This window comes from Streptomyces sp. NPDC003691, assembly GCF_053981115.1.
In genome coordinates this window covers 53,642-70,279 of record NZ_JBSFNQ010000045.1, presented here as the reverse complement: position 1 = coordinate 70,279, position 16,638 = coordinate 53,642, and the positions used below count along the sequence as shown (strand labels likewise).

13 protein-coding genes are annotated in these 16,638 nt (G+C 72.9%); 11 read left to right on the top strand and 2 right to left on the bottom strand.

Translation table 11 applies throughout. From position 1 onward, the window contains the following. The first annotated feature begins 791 nt into the window (after positions 1-791). The 8 genes from ccrA (at position 792) to ACWDR0_RS21385 (ending at position 10,539) form a co-directional block, all read left to right on the top strand. The gene (ccrA, locus tag ACWDR0_RS21420) at positions 792-2,129 is read left to right on the top strand and encodes a crotonyl-CoA carboxylase/reductase (protein ID WP_456353309.1); all 1,338 of its coding nucleotides are present in this window, start codon (positions 792-794) and stop codon (positions 2,127-2,129) included. Further along, complete coding sequence (locus ACWDR0_RS21415; RefSeq protein WP_456353308.1) at positions 2,122-4,149, top strand: protein meaA; 2,028 nt, start codon at positions 2,122-2,124, stop codon at positions 4,147-4,149. The genes ccrA and ACWDR0_RS21415 overlap by 8 nt, the downstream gene beginning before the upstream one ends. After that, positions 4,146-5,117, top strand: a complete 972-nt coding sequence (locus ACWDR0_RS21410; protein WP_456353307.1) for an HpcH/HpaI aldolase/citrate lyase family protein — start codon at positions 4,146-4,148, stop codon at positions 5,115-5,117. Before ACWDR0_RS21415 ends, ACWDR0_RS21410 begins: the two co-directional genes overlap by 4 nt. A gap of 5 nt (positions 5,118-5,122) precedes the next feature. Beyond that, positions 5,123-5,638 carry a MaoC family dehydratase gene (locus ACWDR0_RS21405; RefSeq protein WP_456353314.1) on the top strand — a complete coding sequence of 172 codons (516 nt, stop codon included), beginning with the start codon at positions 5,123-5,125 and terminating at the stop codon, positions 5,636-5,638. Beyond that, a complete protein-coding gene (locus ACWDR0_RS21400; protein WP_456353306.1) occupies positions 5,638-6,843 on the top strand; it encodes an acyl-CoA dehydrogenase family protein in 1,206 nt (401 codons plus the stop codon). The genes ACWDR0_RS21405 and ACWDR0_RS21400 overlap by 1 nt, the downstream gene beginning before the upstream one ends. Before the next feature lie 188 nt (positions 6,844-7,031). Further along, entirely contained in the window at positions 7,032-7,688 is a 657-nt protein-coding gene (locus ACWDR0_RS21395) for a phosphatidylserine decarboxylase (RefSeq protein WP_456353305.1), read from the top strand. After that, positions 7,681-8,562 carry a CDP-diacylglycerol--serine O-phosphatidyltransferase gene (pssA, locus tag ACWDR0_RS21390; RefSeq protein ID WP_456353304.1) on the top strand — a complete coding sequence of 294 codons (882 nt, stop codon included), beginning with the start codon at positions 7,681-7,683 and terminating at the stop codon, positions 8,560-8,562. The genes ACWDR0_RS21395 and pssA overlap by 8 nt, the downstream gene beginning before the upstream one ends. Positions 8,563-8,673: 111 nt before the next feature. Next, a complete protein-coding gene (locus ACWDR0_RS21385; protein ID WP_456353303.1) occupies positions 8,674-10,539 on the top strand; it encodes an AMP-binding protein in 1,866 nt (621 codons plus the stop codon). Between the two features lie 130 nt (positions 10,540-10,669). Here the strand turns inward: ACWDR0_RS21385 and ACWDR0_RS21380 are convergent, their stop codons facing one another. Then, complete coding sequence (locus ACWDR0_RS21380; protein WP_456353302.1) at positions 10,670-12,598, bottom strand: GNAT family N-acetyltransferase; 1,929 nt, start codon at positions 12,596-12,598, stop codon at positions 10,670-10,672. 146 nt (positions 12,599-12,744) lie between these two features. Next, on the bottom strand, positions 12,745-13,887 hold the full coding sequence (locus ACWDR0_RS21375; protein WP_456353301.1) for a glycerate kinase: 1,143 nt from the start codon (positions 13,885-13,887) through the stop codon (positions 12,745-12,747). 95 nt (positions 13,888-13,982) lie between these two features. Between ACWDR0_RS21375 and ACWDR0_RS21370 the strand changes: the two genes are divergently transcribed. The 3 genes from ACWDR0_RS21370 to ACWDR0_RS21360 all read left to right on the top strand — a co-directional run bounded on the left by ACWDR0_RS21370 (position 13,983) and on the right by ACWDR0_RS21360 (position 16,604). After that, a complete protein-coding gene (locus tag ACWDR0_RS21370) occupies positions 13,983-15,101 on the top strand; it encodes an ADP-ribosylglycohydrolase family protein (protein ID WP_456353300.1) in 1,119 nt (372 codons plus the stop codon). Positions 15,102-15,351: 250 nt separating this feature from the next. Next, positions 15,352-15,858 carry an NUDIX domain-containing protein gene (locus ACWDR0_RS21365; protein ID WP_456353299.1) on the top strand — a complete coding sequence of 169 codons (507 nt, stop codon included), beginning with the start codon at positions 15,352-15,354 and terminating at the stop codon, positions 15,856-15,858. Between the two features lie 161 nt (positions 15,859-16,019). Then, the gene (locus ACWDR0_RS21360) at positions 16,020-16,604 is read left to right on the top strand and encodes a DUF6506 family protein (protein WP_456353298.1); all 585 of its coding nucleotides are present in this window, start codon (positions 16,020-16,022) and stop codon (positions 16,602-16,604) included. The last annotated feature ends 34 nt before the right edge of the window (positions 16,605-16,638 follow it).

Below are 16,638 nucleotides of genomic sequence, written 5' to 3'. Positions count from 1 at the left end.
ACCCCACTCCCACGTGATCCCGACTTGAGCAGGCGGTCAAAGCCCCTGGTGGTGTCGCCGTCACCGGGGGGAGAGATGTCTTGCGGTCACCCGGGGCGGAGAGTGTGCCCCACTCGGGGTGGGGGCCCGCGCTGGGGATGTGCGTCCATTGTTTGGCGCGGGACCCTGTCGGCATCTTCGGGCCCGGGGGCTTCCATGCAACGGGTCCGTGGGGAGGGGGGTGCAGGGTCGCCCCCGCAGTGGGCTGCGACAAGCAGGGACGCGCTTCAGTGGCGGTGCATCGCAGCCTGCGAGGAGGTGAGCCCGGAGGCCGCCGACCTGCCCGAACCAGACAGGACCGGGTGACGACCCCACGAAGAGCGGGACTCGACCACCCAGGGGCGCCCGCACCAGGCAAGGGCCGCAGGCACGAGTACCCAGGGGCGCGAGGAACTGCGCGACAAGCCACAGACGACCCGCAGCCGGACATGCGGAACGGGGCCCGAGGCACAAGCAACCTCCGGAAAAGAAAGTGGCACGGAGTGTCTTGCAGGTTGGCACGGGGTGCCATAGCTTGAGTGGTGTCCGGACGGCCGGTTCGCGGGTCACCCCCGCGCACCGGCCCGGTCACCGCACCCCCGCGCACCGCGGGGCCCGCGCCTGCGTCACAGGCTCCGCGCCGTGTTCCCGCACGGCCCGCTCCACTGAACCACCCGCCGAACCGACGGCACACCTCCATCGCAGCAGCACCGCCCCTCACCCTCTTCGGGGTCCGCGAGGACACCCCGACGCGCTTTGCCGGAGGCAACACCGTGAAGGAAATCCTGGACGCGATCTCGTCGGCGGAAGCAACGCCGGCGGACTTCGCCGCGCTGGCCGTCCCCGAGTCCTACCGCGCGGTGACCGTGCACAAGGACGAGGCCGAGATGTTCGCCGGCCTGCCGAGCAGGGACAAGGATCCCCGCAAGTCGCTGCATGTCGAGAACGTGGCCGTGCCCGAGCTGGGGCCCGGCGAGGCGCTCGTCGCCGTGATGGCCAGCTCCGTGAACTACAACTCCGTGTGGACGTCGATCTTCGAGCCGCTCTCCACGTTCGGCTTTCTGGAGCGCTACGGGCGCCGCAGCGAGCTCACCCGGCGGCACGATCTCCCCTACCACGTGATCGGCTCCGACCTGGCGGGCGTCGTGCTGCGCACCGGGCCCGGGGTGAACGCCTGGCAGCCGGGCGACGAGGTGGTGGCGCACTGTCTCTCGGTGGAGCTGGAGTCCTCCGACGGGCACAACGACACGATGCTCGACCCGGAGCAGCGGATCTGGGGCTTCGAGACGAACTTCGGCGGGCTCGCCGAGATCGCGCTGGTCAAGTCGAACCAGCTGATGCCCAAGCCGGCCCATCTCTCCTGGGAGGAGGCCGCGGCGCCGGGGCTGGTGAACTCCACCGCCTACCGCCAGCTGGTGTCGCGCAACGGTGCCCAGATGAAACAGGGCGACAATGTGCTGATCTGGGGCGCGAGCGGCGGGCTCGGCTCGTACGCCACCCAGTTCGCGCTGGCCGGGGGCGCCCATCCCATCTGTGTGGTCTCCAGCGAGCGGAAGGCGGAGATCTGCCGGGCGATGGGTGCCGAGGCCGTCATCGACCGCAGCGCCGAGGAGTACCGGTTCTGGAAGGACGAGCGGAACCAGGACCCGCGCGAGTGGAAGCGGTTCGGCGCCAGGATCCGGGAGCTGACCGGTGGTGAGGACGTGGACATCGTCTTCGAGCACCCCGGCCGTGAGACCTTCGGCGCCTCCGTGTATGTCACCCGCAAGGGCGGCACGATCGTGACCTGTGCCTCCACCTCCGGCTATCAGCACGAATACGACAACCGCTATCTGTGGATGTCGCTCAAGCGCATCATCGGCTCCCACTTCGCCAACTACCGCGAGGCATGGGAAGCCAACCGGCTGATCGCCAAGGGGAAGATCCACCCCACTCTGTCGAAGGTGTATCCGCTGGCCGAGACCGGTCAGGCGGCGTACGACGTGCACCGCAACGCCCACCAGGGCAAGGTCGGCGTCCTGTGTCTCGCGCCCGAGGAGGGCCTCGGGGTCCGGGACGGGGAGATGCGCGCCCGGCATCTGGACGCGATCAACCGGTTCCGCAATGTCTGACCCCGGCGGCCGGCCGCGGCGGAAGGACCGCCCCTGGCTGATGCGCACCTATGCCGGGCATTCCACGGCCGAGGCGTCGAACGAGCTGTACCGGCGCAATCTCGCCAAGGGCCAGACGGGTCTGTCGGTCGCCTTCGACCTGCCGACGCAGACCGGGTACGACCCCGACCATCTGCTGGCCCGCGGCGAGGTCGGCCGGGTCGGGGTGCCCGTCGCGCACCTCGGCGATATGCGGAGGCTGTTCCGGGACATCCCGCTGGGGCAGATGAACACCTCGATGACGATCAACGCCACCGCGATGTGGCTGCTCGCGCTCTACCAGGTCGTCGCCGAGGAGCAGGGCACGGATGTCACGGCCCTCCAGGGCACCACCCAGAACGACATCGTGAAGGAGTACCTGTCGCGGGGGACGCATGTCTTCCCGCCGGGCCCGTCGCTGCGGCTGACCACGGACATGATCGCGTACACGGTCGGCCGGATGCCGAAGTGGAATCCGATCAACATCTGCAGCTACCACCTCCAGGAGGCCGGTGCCACCCCGGTCCAGGAGATCAGTTACGCGATGTCGACGGCGATCGCCGTCCTGGACGCGGTCTTCGCCTCCGGCCAGGTCCCCGAAGACCGCCGGGGCGAGGTGGTGGCCCGGATCTCCTTCTTTGTGAACGCGGGAGTCCGGTTCATCGAGGAGATGTGCAAGATGCGCGCCTTCGGCCGGATCTGGGACCGGATCACCCGGGAGCGGTACGGCATCGAGGACCCCCGGCAGCGGCGGTTCCGCTACGGCGTCCAGGTCAACTCGCTGGGGCTGACCGAGGCGCAGCCGGAGAACAACGTCCAGCGGATCGTGCTGGAGATGCTGGCGGTGACCCTCTCCAAGGACGCCCGGGCCCGGGCCGTACAGCTGCCCGCCTGGAACGAGGCGCTGGGGCTGCCCCGGCCGTGGGACCAGCAGTGGTCGCTGCGTATCCAGCAGGTTCTGGCGCACGAGTCGGATCTGCTGGAGTACGACGACATCTTCGCCGGGTCCCGGGTGATCGAGGCCGAGGTCGCGGCGCTGGAGGCGGAGTGCCTGGCCGAGATCGCCCGGATCGGGGAGATGGGCGGGGTGATGGCGGCCGTGGAGTCGGGCTACCTCAAGGCCGCGCTGGTCGCCTCGCACGCCGAGCGGCGGGCCCGGATCGAGGCCGGCGAGGAGAAGATCGTCGGGGTCAATGTCTTCCGGAGCACCGAGGAGAACCCGCTGACCGCGGATCTGGACGCCGCGATCATGACGGTCGACCCGGCGAACGAGGCCCGGGTGGTCGCCGCCCTGCACGCCTGGCGCGAGGAGCGGGACGAGCCCCGTGCCACCGCCGCGCTGACCGCGCTGAAGAAGGCGGCCGCGGGTACGGACAATCTGATGACCGCGACCCTGGAGTGCGCCCGCGCGGGCGTCACCACCGGGGAGTGGTCCTGGGCGCTGCGGGACGTGTTCGGGGAGTTCCGGGCGCCGACCGGGGTGTCCGGTGCCCCGCTGGCGGTGGCGGCCGAGCCGGGGACCCCGCTGGCCTCGGTGCGGGAACGGACGGCCCGTACGGCGCAGGACCTGGGCGCCGGGAAGCTGCGGCTGCTGGTGGGCAAGCCCGGGCTCGACGGGCATTCCAACGGCGCCGAGCAGATCGCGGTCCGCGCCAGGGACGCCGGTTTCGAGGTGGTCTACCAGGGCATCCGGCTGACGCCCGAGCAGATCGTGTCGGCGGCCCTCGCGGAGGACGTGCACTGCGTGGGCCTCTCCATCCTCTCCGGATCGCATACCGAGCTGGTGCCCGACGTACTGGCCCGGCTGCGGGCGGCCGGGGCGGGTGAGCTGCCGGTGGTGGTCGGCGGGATCATCCCGGCCGCGGACGCCGCGGCGCTCCGGGCGGCGGGTGTGGCCGCCGTCTTCACCCCGAAGGACTTCGGCATCACGGAGATCATCGGCCGTATCGTCGACGAGATCCGGCAAGCGAACCGGCTCGACCCTCTGGAGGTTCCCGTATGACCCGCTCCGCCGCCGAACGGCCGCTGCGGCCCCGCCGCTCCTGCCTCGCGGTCCCCGGCTCCAATCCGCGGTTCCTGGAGAAGGCCCAGCAGCTCCCGGCCGACCAGGTGTTCCTGGACCTGGAGGACGCCTGTGCGCCGCTGGCCAAGCCGGAGGCCCGGCACACGATCGTGAAGTTCCTCAACGAGGGCGACTGGGGGACGAAGACCCGGGTGGTCCGGGTCAACGACTGGACCACCGAGTGGACGTACCGCGACGTGGTCACGGTCGTCGAGGGCGCCGGCCCCAACCTGGACTGCATCATGCTGCCGAAGGTGCAGGACGCCCAGCAGGTGGTGGCGCTGGACCTGCTGCTGACCCAGATCGAGAAGACGATGGGCTTCGAGGTCGGCCGGATCGGTATCGAGGCGCAGATCGAGAACGCGGCGGGTCTGGTGAACGTGGACACCATCGCCGCCGCCTCGCCCCGGCTGGAGACGATCATCTTCGGCCCGGCCGACTTCATGGCCTCCATCAATATGAAGTCGCTGGTGGTCGGCGAGCAGCCGCCGGGCTACCCGGCGGACGCCTACCACTACATCCTGATGCGGATCCTGATGGCCGCCCGGATGCACGATCTCCAGGCGATCGACGGCCCCTATCTCCAGATCCGCAACGTGGACGGCTTCCGCGAGGTGGCGGGCCGGGCGGCGGCCCTGGGCTACGACGGCAAGTGGGTGCTGCACCCCGGCCAGGTCGACGCGGCGAACGAGGTCTTCTCACCCGCGCAGGAGGACTTCGACCACGCCGAGCTGATCCTCGACGCCTACGCCTGGCACACCTCGGAGGCCGGCGGCCGCAAGGGCTCCGCGATGCTCGGCGACGAGATGATCGACGAGGCCAGCCGGAAGATGGCGCTCGTCGTCTCCGGCAAGGGCCGGGCCGCCGGAATGACCCGTACCAGCACCTTCACACCCCCGGAGGCATGAGCACCATGCAGTTCGGCCGCACCTTTGAGGAGTTCGAGGTCGGCGCCGTGTACAAGCACTGGCCCGGCAAGACGGTCACCGAGTACGACGACCATCTGTTCTGTCTGCTGACCATGAACCACCATCCGCTCCATCTGGACGCGCACTACGCGGAGAACGCGACGGACTTCGGGCGGAACGTGGTCGTCGGCAACTACGTCTACTCGCTGCTGCTGGGGATGTCGGTGCCCGACGTCTCGGGCAAGGCGATCGCCAATCTGGAGATCGAGTCGCTGCGGCATGTGGCGCCGACCTTCCACGGCGACACGATCTACGGGGAGACGACGGTCCTGGGCAAGACCCCGTCGAAGTCGAAGTCCGACCGGGGGATCGTGCACGTGGAGACCCGGGGCCACAAGCAGGACGGCACCCTGGTGTGCGTCTTCCGGCGCAAGGTGATGGTCCCGACGGAGTCGTACGTCAAGGAGCGGGGCGGCGACCAGCCGGGCCGCCCGGAGCCGGTGGAGCGGGGGGAGCGGTGATGGCGCGGCTGGCGCAGACGCACGGGCTGACGGAGGTCCAGCGGGAGATACTCGGGACCGTCCGGGAGTTCGTCGACAAGGAGATCCTGCCGGTCGCGGGCGAGCTGGAGCGCCGGGACGAGTATCCGGCGGACATCGTCGACGGGCTGAAGGAGCTGGGCCTCTTCGGGCTGATGATCCCGGAGGAGTACGGGGGGCTCGGTGAGTCCCTGCTCACCTATGCGCTCTGTGTGGAGGAGCTGTCCCGGGGCTGGATGTCGGTCTCGGGCATCGTCAACACCCACTTCATCGTCGCGTACATGCTGAAGCAGCACGGTACGCAGGAGCAGAAGGACACCTTCCTGCCCAGGATGGCGCTGGGCGAGGTGCGGGGCGCCTTCTCGATGTCGGAGCCCGGTCTGGGCTCGGATGTGTCGGCGATCACCTCCAAGGCGGTCCGGGACGGCGACGAGTACGTGCTGACCGGCCAGAAGATGTGGCTGACCAACGGCGGTACGTCCTCCCTGGTCGCGGTGCTGGTGCGCAGTGACGAAGGACACCCCGAGGGCACCGCCCCGCACAAGTCGATGACGACCTTCCTGGTGGAGAAGGAGCCCGGCTTCGGGGAGATCGCGCCGGGGCTCACCATCCCCGGCAAGATCGAGAAGATGGGCTACAAGGGCGTCGACACCACCGAGATGATCATGGACGGGCTGCGGGTGCCCGCGGAGCGGGTGCTCGGCGGGACGACCGGCCGGGGCTTCTACCAGATGATGGACGGCGTCGAGGTGGGCCGGGTGAATGTCGCGGCCCGTGGCTGCGGCGTCGCACAGCGCGCTTTCGAGCTGGGGATCTCCTATGCCCAGCAGCGCCGCACCTTCGGCAAGCAGATCGTCCACCACCAGGCGGTTCAGTTCAAACTGGCCGAAATGGCTACCAAGGTCGAGGCCGCCCATGCGATGATGGTGAATGCTGCACGCAAAAAGGACTCCGGGGAGCGAAACGACCTGGAGGCCGGGATGGCCAAGTATCTGGCTTCGGAGTACTGCAAGGAGGTCGTCGAGGACGCGTTCCGTATCCACGGCGGTTACGGCTTCTCCAAGGAGTACGAGATCGAGCGTCTCTACCGTGAGGCCCCTATGTTGCTGATCGGTGAAGGCACCGCCGAAATCCAGAAAATGATCATCGGACGGCGACTGCTGGAGGAGTACCGATTCCAGGGTTGATTGTCGCGTTCACCCGGGTTTAAACCTGTCGGCGACGCGAAGTGGATCACACCCCGGCCCGGTCACCCCCCTCCATCCCGTCGCCGACTCGGCTGCTGGCTTTCCCAGTTGCTGCCGACAACCGCTAGCATCGCCGGAAAGCCGCCGTCCCCTGACACCCGCGGCATCGTCCGCTACGAAGGTCATCCATGCCCCACAGCCAGAACTCTGCACCACGCGACGGTTTCCCGAAGGTACGCCTGGCCCGCGGAAGCTCGCCGTGGCTCCTGCCGACCGTTGCCACCGCAGCCGTCAGCCTGGCCCGCTCCCGCCGCTCCCGCGGAGCCGCGGTCATCGCCGGGCCCGCCACCGCTCTTGCGGCGGGCATGCTGTGGTTCTTCCGCGACCCCGAGCGCGAGATCGCCGAGGGCCGGGTCATCTCGCCCGCCGACGGCGTGGTGCAGAGCATCATGCCGTGGAAGGACGGCCGCACCCGCGTCGCGATCTTCATGAGCCCGTTGAACGTCCATGTCAACCGCGCGCCGCTGGCCGGCACGGTGACCTCCGTGGAGCACATCCCGGGCGGTTTCGTCCCGGCGTTCAACAAGGAGAGCGAGAACAACGAGCGCGTTGTCTGGCACTTCGACACGGAGCTGGGCGATATCGAGCTGGTGCAGATCGCGGGTACCGTCGCCCGGCGCATCATCCCCTACCTCTCCGAGGGCACCAAGGTCGAGCAGGGCGACCGCATCGGGCTGATCCGCTTCGGCTCCCGGGTCGACATCTACCTCCCCGAGGGCGTAGAGGTCGCGGTGGAAGTCGGGCAGAAGACCACCGCGGGGGTGACTCGCATTGACCGTGATTGATCCCGATACCCGGTCCTCGGCACCGGCCCAGCGCTGGGGCGAGGACACGGACAAGGCGACGGCGGCCACCGGGGAGACCGACGCCGAGGAGATGCCCCTCTCCCTCCGGCTGTCGATAGCGGACACCCTCACCCTCGGCAACGCCACCTGCGGCTTCATGGCGGTGTACTTCACCACCACCGGCATCCTGATCCCGCATATGCAGGGCAGTGCGGAGTCCGGCATGGCGCGGCACAGCGCCGCGACCGCCGTGATCCTGATGCTGCTCGCCGCGATCTTCGACCTCTGCGACGGGCTGGTGGCGCGCAAGCTCCGCAGCTCGCCGATGGGCGCGGAGCTGGACAACCTCTCCGACCTGATCAGCTTCGGGCTGGCCCCCGCGTACTTCGTCCTGGTCTACGGGATGGTCGCGGACGACGCCCACCAGAAGGTCTCGGCGGTGGCCGCGATCGTGGTGCTGCTGGCGGTGGTGCTCAGGCTGGCCAGATTCTCCTGCGTGACCATGAAGGACGGCATGTTCCAGGGCATGCCGAGCCCCTTCGGGGCGCTGACGGTGGTCTCCATCGTGCTGTTGGAGCTGCCGTTCATCCCGACCCTGCTGGCGATCATCGGTACGGCATGGCTGATGGTGAGCCGGGTCGAGTACCCGAAGCCGCGCGGGGTGCTCGCGGTGGCGATGCTCGGCTGGATCGTGTCGGCGATGGGGCTGCTCGCGGCCTGGGCGTTCGACGCGCCCGGCGGCCAGCTGCTGCTCCAGACCGGCTGTGCGCTCCAGGTGGTGCTGGGCGCGGTGATCCCGCTCTTCGCCACCGCCCGCCGGGTGAACACCTTCCGGTACAACCGCCGGGAGGCGCGGGCGGCCCAGCTGCCGTAGCGGCGGAGACGGTCTTCGTACGAGCCGGAGGCCCGGATGCACATCGCATCCGGGCCTCCGGCTTGTTCGCGCCCTCCCCCGGGGCCCCGGATTCTGGGACCATCGGCGGTCATGGCAGGGGGAACGCTGGACGCGCTGTTGCAGGAGGGGGTACGGGCCGCCGGGCCGGACCGTACCGCCGTGGTCACCGACCGGGGCGGGCTGTCGTATGCGCAGCTCGGCGCCAGGGCCGCCCGGCTGGCCCGCCATCTGACCGAGACCGCGGGCATCGGCCCCGGGGACCTGGTCGCCGTCCGGACCCTGCGCACACCCGATGTCCTGGTCGCCGCGCTGGCGGTGCTGCGGGCCGGGGGCGCCTTCACCGTCGTCGGACCCGATGCCCCGGCACCGGAGGCGCTCGCCGAGGCCCGGGCGGTCGTCAGCCACCGGATCCACTCCGGGCGGCTCGCCGCGTCACCCGGCAGACCGCTGATCCTGCTGGACGGCGACGCGGCCGCCATCGACGCCCGCGAACCCCTCGACGGCCCGCCGGAAGCCGCGCCGGACACCCGGGCCGCCCTGCTCTTCACCGCCGGGACGACCACGGGCGAGCCCGGCCCGGTACCGGTGCCGCACGCCCGGTTCACGGCCGCCTTCGCCGCCTGGTCCGAGGTCTTCCGGCTCGGTCCGGGCGACCGGGTCCTGCTGACCGCGCCGCCCGATACGGCCGCGTTCACCGCGGGCTGGATCCGGGCGCTGGGCGCGGGCGCCACGCTGGTGCTGACCCGTCGCGAGCCGTACACCGTGGCCGATACCGATCCCGTCACCGCGCTGGCGCTCACCGGCGGGCCCGGCGGCCCGCCCGAGGGGCTGCGGCTGCTCGCCGTCGGCGGGGAGCGGCTCCGGCTCGACGATCATGTCCGGCTGGAACGGCGGCTGCCGCCGGGCGCCGGACTGATCTCGCTCTACGGCCCCGCCGAGGTCGCCGGCTGCGGCACCTGGTTCGCCTCGAACCAGCTGCCCGGTCCGGTGCCGGAGCCCGAGCGGCATGTCTTCCTCGGCCGGCCGTTCACCGGGGCGGGCGCCGAGGTCCGCGGCGGACGGATCTGGCTGACACCCCCGGACGGCGGGGACGCGGTACCCACCGGTGACCTGGGGCGGCGCGAGGACGGCGGACCCCTGGAGTTCCTGGGGCGGGCCGCGGACCGGTTCCGCTCGCAGGGCCGCACCATCGACCCGTACCGGATCGAAGCGGAACTGGCCACCCACCCCTCGGTGCGCGAGGTCCTGGTCGACCGGGACCGCGACCGGGCCGACGGCGGCAGGCCCATCGCCTATCTCGTCCCCGTGCTCGGCCGTGAGGTGCCCGACGAGGCCGGGGTGCGGGCCCATCTGTCGGCCGCCCTCCATCCGGCCGAGGTCCCCGGCACGGTGGTACGGCTGGCCAGGCTCCCCCGCACCCGGGCGGGCCGGCTGGACCGCACGGCCCTTGTGCTGCCCGCCCCCCGCAGCCCCGCCGGGACGTCCCGGGCCGCCGGGGGCAAGGGCGGTGAACTCACCCGGGACGAAGCCCTGCGGGCCGGCGGCGCCTTCGCCGCGGGCCTGGGGCTGCTGCTGTCGATCGTCCTCACCGAGCCCCTCTGGCCGGGCTCGACGGATCTGACCGGGGTGCCCCAGCCCTGGGCCGGTCTCTTCGTCGGCCTGTACGCGGCCGAGTTCCTGGCCTTCGCGGCGGGCGCGGGCTTCCTGGTCGCGGGCCGCACCCTGATGCCCCGCGGCGCGGCACCCCCGGGACTGACGGCCGCCGCGCATCTGTCGATCGTCTATCTGCTGGCGGCCTGGTGGCCCCAGGACAACTTCTACCGGCTGGCCGCCAAACAGGACTGGGAACGGCAGGCGGCGCTCGTCTACGCCTTCAACATCCCCCTGATGATCGCGGCGGGCACCGTCGCGCTCTGGGCGGTCGCGGTGGGGCGCCGGGAGCGCGCGAAGGACTGACCGCGGGCCCGTCGGAAGCGGCCGGGCCGTGGTCGGGAGGGTCGCGCGGGTGTGCGCAGGTCCGGACGGCGACCGGGTGCCCGGGGCGGATCCCCTCGGTCCGGGTCGGCCGTCACCCGCCTCGTACCCGTCACGACCGGCCGAGCAGCCGGTCCAGAGACCGGCACTCGGCCCGGACGAGGGCGTCCACCGCGGCGAGATGGTCGGGGGTGGGCGCCGCGAGGGCCAGTCCGAGGAACGGCGCCGGGTCATGGGCGGCGGTGGGGATGGTGGGGACGACGACCGTGCCGATCGCGGCACAGCGGGCGATCAGCCGCTCCAGGAAGTCCAGCAGCTCGGCGTCGGGCAGGCGGGCGCCGAGGGGCACCCGGTCGAGGGTGCGGACGAAGCGCGCCGCCGCCGGGCCGCGGGTCTCGGCCAGCCGCTGCCGGATCATGAAGGCCACGGCGGGGCCGGTCAGCCGCAGGTTGATCTCGGTGGGCGCGAGCAGCCCGTCGGGGCCCGTCACATAGTCCACGTCGAACCAGCCGCGGTAGCCGTCCCCGGCCAGCCGCCGCCCCACCGCGTTCCCGAAGGCCAGGGCGCGGGCCGTGATCCCGTCGGATACGGCGCCCGGCCCGATGGTCGCGCCCCGGTAGGCCGTACCGCCGATGTCCATCGCCGCGACCCCGACGTCGTGGACCGTGCCCGCCGCGTCGACAAAGCCGTCGTACGAGGGATGCTCCCGGCCCGGTACGTACTCCTCCAGCAGCAGTGGCCCCCTGGGCAGCGAGCGGGCCCGGACCGGGGTGGTGAGGACGCGGACGCCGGAGCCGCCCGCGCCGTGCTCGCTCTTCACGACCGTGCCCGTCCCGGCCCGGGCCCGGTCCGCGATCAGCCTGGCCGCGGCCCGGCGGCTGCCCGGCAGCCACTGCCGGGGCACCCCGATCCCCGGGTGGCCGGGGGCGAGCAGGGTGAACAGGGCGTGGGAGGCCCGCTTGGACTCGTACCGCAGTGTGTCCGGCCCGGTGGCGGCCCCGGTGAGCGCGGCGATGCCCGGGGTGTGCCCCCAGGCCGCCACGGGAGCCCCCCGCCACCGCTCCCCCAGACCGCCCTGGCGGAGCAGCGCGGCCTCGTCGAGCCCGTCGTACACCTCGGGGCAGGACCAGCGCAGCTGGCGGGCGACCAGCGGCAGCCAGCCGCGGGGCACCCGGCCGGGCAGGACGACCGCCGCCGGATGGAGCCCGGTGAAGGCGGCGAGACAGGAGTAGTGGAGGGCGGCACGGGCACTCGCGGAAGCGGGCCCCGGCCGGGGCCGGGGCCCGGGGAAGGGCAGGCGGCGGACCCGGCCCGGGCGGCCGGATTCGCCGCGACCGGGGGCAGGGACGGCACCGCCGGGCACGAGCGCACCACCGGAGCCGCCCGGGGCGCCCGCAGCCGCCGCTCCGCGCCCGGCAGGGTGGCCGGTGAGAGACCAGGCACCTTCCAGACCTCCCGTGCCAGGACCGGGCCCGGGCCCGGGAGTGCGGGCCGCGGGCCCGGGGCGGGCCGTGAACTGGGACTGGAACTCGGCGACATTGCCGATGTGGACCGCCCGGCCCCCGGCCGCCCGGGCGCGGGCCCAGGCCGGGCGGTCCGGCAGGTCCACCGTGAGCGCGGGCAGCGGGCCGGGGGCGGCGCCGGGGGCCGGGCGGGCGCCGAGCGACCGGTAGAAGCCCACGGCGTGCGGGTCGGAGGCGACCGTGAGACGGGTGAAGCCGAGCGCTCCGGCCTCCTCCACCACATGCGCGTACAGGGCCCGGCCGACCCCGGTTCCGATCGCCTCCGGGGCCACGAACAGCAGCCCGATCTCCCCCTCGGGCGGGCTGCCGTCGAGTGCCGCGACCCCCGCGAGGACGCCGTCCGCGGTCTCCGCGACCACGATCCGGCGGCGCGGGACATCGGCCGGGGTGACGGTCAGCTCCGCGCGGCAGGCCGCCAGGAACGCGGCGTCGTAGCCCCAGTACGCCTTGGACGCGAGGATCAGCTCCGTGACGGCCCGCGCCTCGTCCGCGGTCGGCCGGGCGGTCCGGATCCACATGCGGTGCCTCCCGTCGGCGGGCCGGACCGGGCGGTCCGGCGGCAGTACGGCGGCCGGACCGGACCGCCGGGGTACGGAGACCGGCCCGGGAGGGTACGGAGGGCCGGGCCCTCGGAAGTACCCGGGCCGGACGGCCCCGGGCGGCGTCAGGCCAGGAAGTCGCGGGCGATGTCCCCGGCCACCTGTTCCAGCAGTTCGCCCGCGCGGGCCATGGACCGCTCCGGATCCGGTTCGACGGCGAGCAGGGCGTAGGCCCGGCGGATCCCGGCCCGGGCCAGCTCCTCCGGGGGCAGGGTGAGCCGGCCGCAGACCGCGACCGTGGCGACGCCGCGGGCGCGGGCCGCCGCCGCGACCCCGGCGGGCGCCTTGCCGTGCAGGGTCTGGGCGTCGAGGGATCCCTCGCCGGTGATCACGAGGGTGGCCCGGTCCAGCGCCGCGGCGAAGCCCAGGACCTCCAGCAGCACCTCGCTACCCGGCCGGAAGACCGCGCCGAGCGCGGTGAGCGCGGCATAGCCGACTCCCCCGGCGGCGCCCGCGCCCGGGGCGTCCGCGAACTCCGGTCCGAGGACCGCCGCGTAGTGGCCGAGGGCCGCGTCGAGGGCCGCGACATCGGCGGGCCCGGCGCCCTTCTGCGGCCCGTAGACCGCGGCGGCGCCCTTGGGGCCGGTCAGGGGGTTGTCGACATCGCCCGCCAGGACCAGCCGGATGTCCCGGATCCGGGGGTCGAGTCCCGAGAGGTCGGCCGTGGCGAGCGCGGCCAGCGCTCCGCCGCCGGGCGGCAGGGCCGCCCCGTCCGCGCCGAGGAGCCGGGCGCCGAGCGCGGTGAGCAGACCCGCGCCGCCGTCCGTGGTCGCGCTGCCGCCGACGCCGAGGACGACGGTGTGCGCCCCCGCGTCGAGTGCGGCCCGCAGCACTTCCCCGCAGCCGTGGGTGGTCGCCGTCAGTGGGGCGAACACTCCGGCGGGGAGGAGGTGGAGCCCGGAGGACTCGGCCAGTTCGACGACCGCGGTGCCGTCCCGCAGGGCGTAAGCGGCGGTCACGGGCTCGCCGAGGGGGCCGGTGACCCGTACCGTACGGCGGCCGAACCCGGCCGCGACGGCCGCCGCGACCGTGCCGTCGCCGCCGTCGGCCACCGGCAGGGAGTCCACGGCGAGACCGGGCACGGCCCGCCGCAGCCCCGCCGTCACCCGTTCGGCGACCTCGACCGCCGTCAGGGACCCTTTGAACTTGTCAGCCGCCACGAGCACCCGGGGCTCGCGCGCGGGCTGGATAACTGCGCCGTCCGTCACCTTGCGTCCTTTGCTGTCGAACAGGCAGTCGCGCCGCGACGACCCTATCCGGGGGTCCGCGGGACGGGCCAGCCCCCGCGGGGTAGAGGACGGATATGACAGGCACGGCGAACGGTTCAACGCCCGGGCCGGTACCGGCCGACCGGATCCTCGGCGGCTGGCTGGGCCGGATCGCGGGCAACATGCTCGGCAAACCGGTCGAGCGCGGCGACTACTGGACCCGCGACCGGATCGACGCGTATCTGCGCCGCACGGACGCGCTGCCGCTGACCGGCTATCTGCCGCCGCCCCCGGCGGACGCGGCGCCCGGGGAGTTCGAGCTGCGTCCCGAGTGGCGGGAGTGCGTGCGGGGGCGGGTGAGCGGAAGCTGCCGGGACGACGACGTGGACTACGCGATCCTCGGACTGCACCTGCTGGAGACCCATGGCTTCGGCTTCACCAAGGAACAGGTGGGCCGGGTGTGGCTGGAGCGGCTGCCGTATCTCCAGACGTTCACCGCGGAGCGGGTGGCGTACCGGAATCTGGTGAACGGTATCGGCCCGCCGGAGACGGCCTCGCACGACAACCCGTACCAGGAGTGGATCGGCGCGCTGATCCGCGCGGACGTCTTCGGCTGGACCTGTCCGGGGGATCCGGACGCGGCGGCGGCCCTCGCCCGCCGGGACGCGGTGCTGTCCCACCGGGGCAACGGGGTGCACGGCGCGGTGTGGGCGGCCGCGACGATCGCCGCCGCGTTCACGGCGGACGGGCCGCGCGCGGCGCTGGAGGCGGGTCTGGCCCGGATCCCCGCCGACGCGGGGCTGGCGCGGACCGTACGGCATACGATCGCGCTCCATGCCTCGGGCGCGGACTGGGCCGGGACGCTGGACGAGATGGCCCGCAGGACCGCCGGGCGGAGCTGGATCCATGTCCTGCCGAACGCGGCGGTGCTGACGGCGGGTCTGCTGTACGGGGAGGGCGACTTCACCCGGACGATCGCCCTCACGGTCCGCGGCGGGCTGGACACCGACTCCAACGGGGCGACGGCGGGTTCGGTCGCGGGTGTGCTGTGCGGCGCCTCCGCGCTGCCGGCGCAGTGGACGGAGCCGCTGGAGGACCGGGTGCGCAGCGCGGTCGCCGGCTTCGACGGGGCGCGGGTGACGGAGCTGGCCGCGCGGACGGTACGGCTGGCGGAGGCCAGGTTGCGGGGCGCCGGGCATACCGCGGGGGTCTGACGTGGTCCGGGGCGGGGATACCGCGGGGGTCTGACGTGGTCCGGGGCCGAGTGCCGGTCCCGCGGCGTCCGGTCCCGGAGGCCGAGACGGAGGGGCGGGATACGGCGGCCGGATGCCCGCGTTCCGGACAGGTGCGGCGTCACGGACAAGCGGCCAGTAAACGGAAACCGCCGCACCGGTATGGACATCCCGAGATCCGGAACCTGGTCCCGGACCCCGGAAATCGTGGAATTGCACCTAGGCTGCGGGGGTGACCACGGATCATGACAGCGACAGCGCGTACAGCGCCTATATCGCCACCCTGCCCCGTGTCCTTTCGGGCGCCGCGGTGCTGCTCAGGGACGAGCTGGGCCGGCTTCTCGTCGTCGAGCCCAACTACCGGGACGGCTGGGCGCTGCCCGGCGGCACGGTCGAGTCGGACGGCGGGGAGACGCCGCGGGAGGCGGCCCGGCGGGAGACGCTGGAGGAGATCGGCCTGGACGTGGAGCCGGGCAGGCTGCTGGCGGTCGACTGGGTGCGCGGCCCGCTGCGGCCGCCGATCGTGGCCTATGTGTACGACGGCGGGGTACTGAGCCCCGAAGCGCTCGACGAGATCAGTCTCCAGGAGGACGAGCTGCTGTCGTGGCGGCTGATCGGCCGGGACGACATCCTCGACTATCTGCTCGGGTCCCTCGGCCACCGGATCACGGCGGCACTGGATGCGCTGGAGTCGGGCTCGGGCGCGGTGGAGCTGGTGGACGGGCTCCCGGTCCGCTGACCCGCCGGCCCTTGCCCCGGTCCGCTTCCGGCGGGGTTCCGGCGGGAATTCCCGTGCCCGTCAACGGTGTTGGCATGGTCAGGGGCGCGGAGATGCGCCCCTGACCCACGGCCGGGCGGACGGTGATCGTCCGCCTCGGCCCCTACGACGGGGAGTGCACCATGGCCGGTGACCGGGCGATCATCTTCCGGGGCGAGGAAGCGGCGGACGGCGAGGAGCCCCTGCCGCCCGTGGTGCGCGAGGGCCCCGACGGCACCGCCGTGCACATCCTGACCGCGCCCGACGCGGCCGCCGCGGCGGCCCTCGCGGCCGAGTACGCCGACCGGGGCGTCACCGGTGTCGAACTCTGCGGCGCCACGGGCTTCCTGTGGCTCGCGGAGGTCGAGGCGGCGGTCCGGGGGCGCGCGAGCGTCGGCACGGTCCTCTTCGGCTTCGAATCCCTCCTCGACGTCGCCCGCTACAAGGAGCGGGCGATCGCGGGCGAGGTCCTGCGGGCGCTGTTCCTGTACGTCCAGCCGGGCGCCGACCCGGCCGGGGACCGCTTCGTCCGTACGGTGGGCCCCAGCACGTCGACGTACGTCGCGGTGCCCGAACCGGGCGCGGGGGCGGCCGTCGCCGCCGAGTTCGCGGACGGGCTCGACCTGATCGAGCTGTACGGCGGCTGGGACGGGGACGCGGTGGCGGCGGTCATCAGCGCGGTGGGAGAGCGGGTCCCGGTGGGGGTCGCGGTCTCCGCCCCGCGCTGAAGCCGGACCGGGCCGGGGCGGGCCGGAGCGCGGC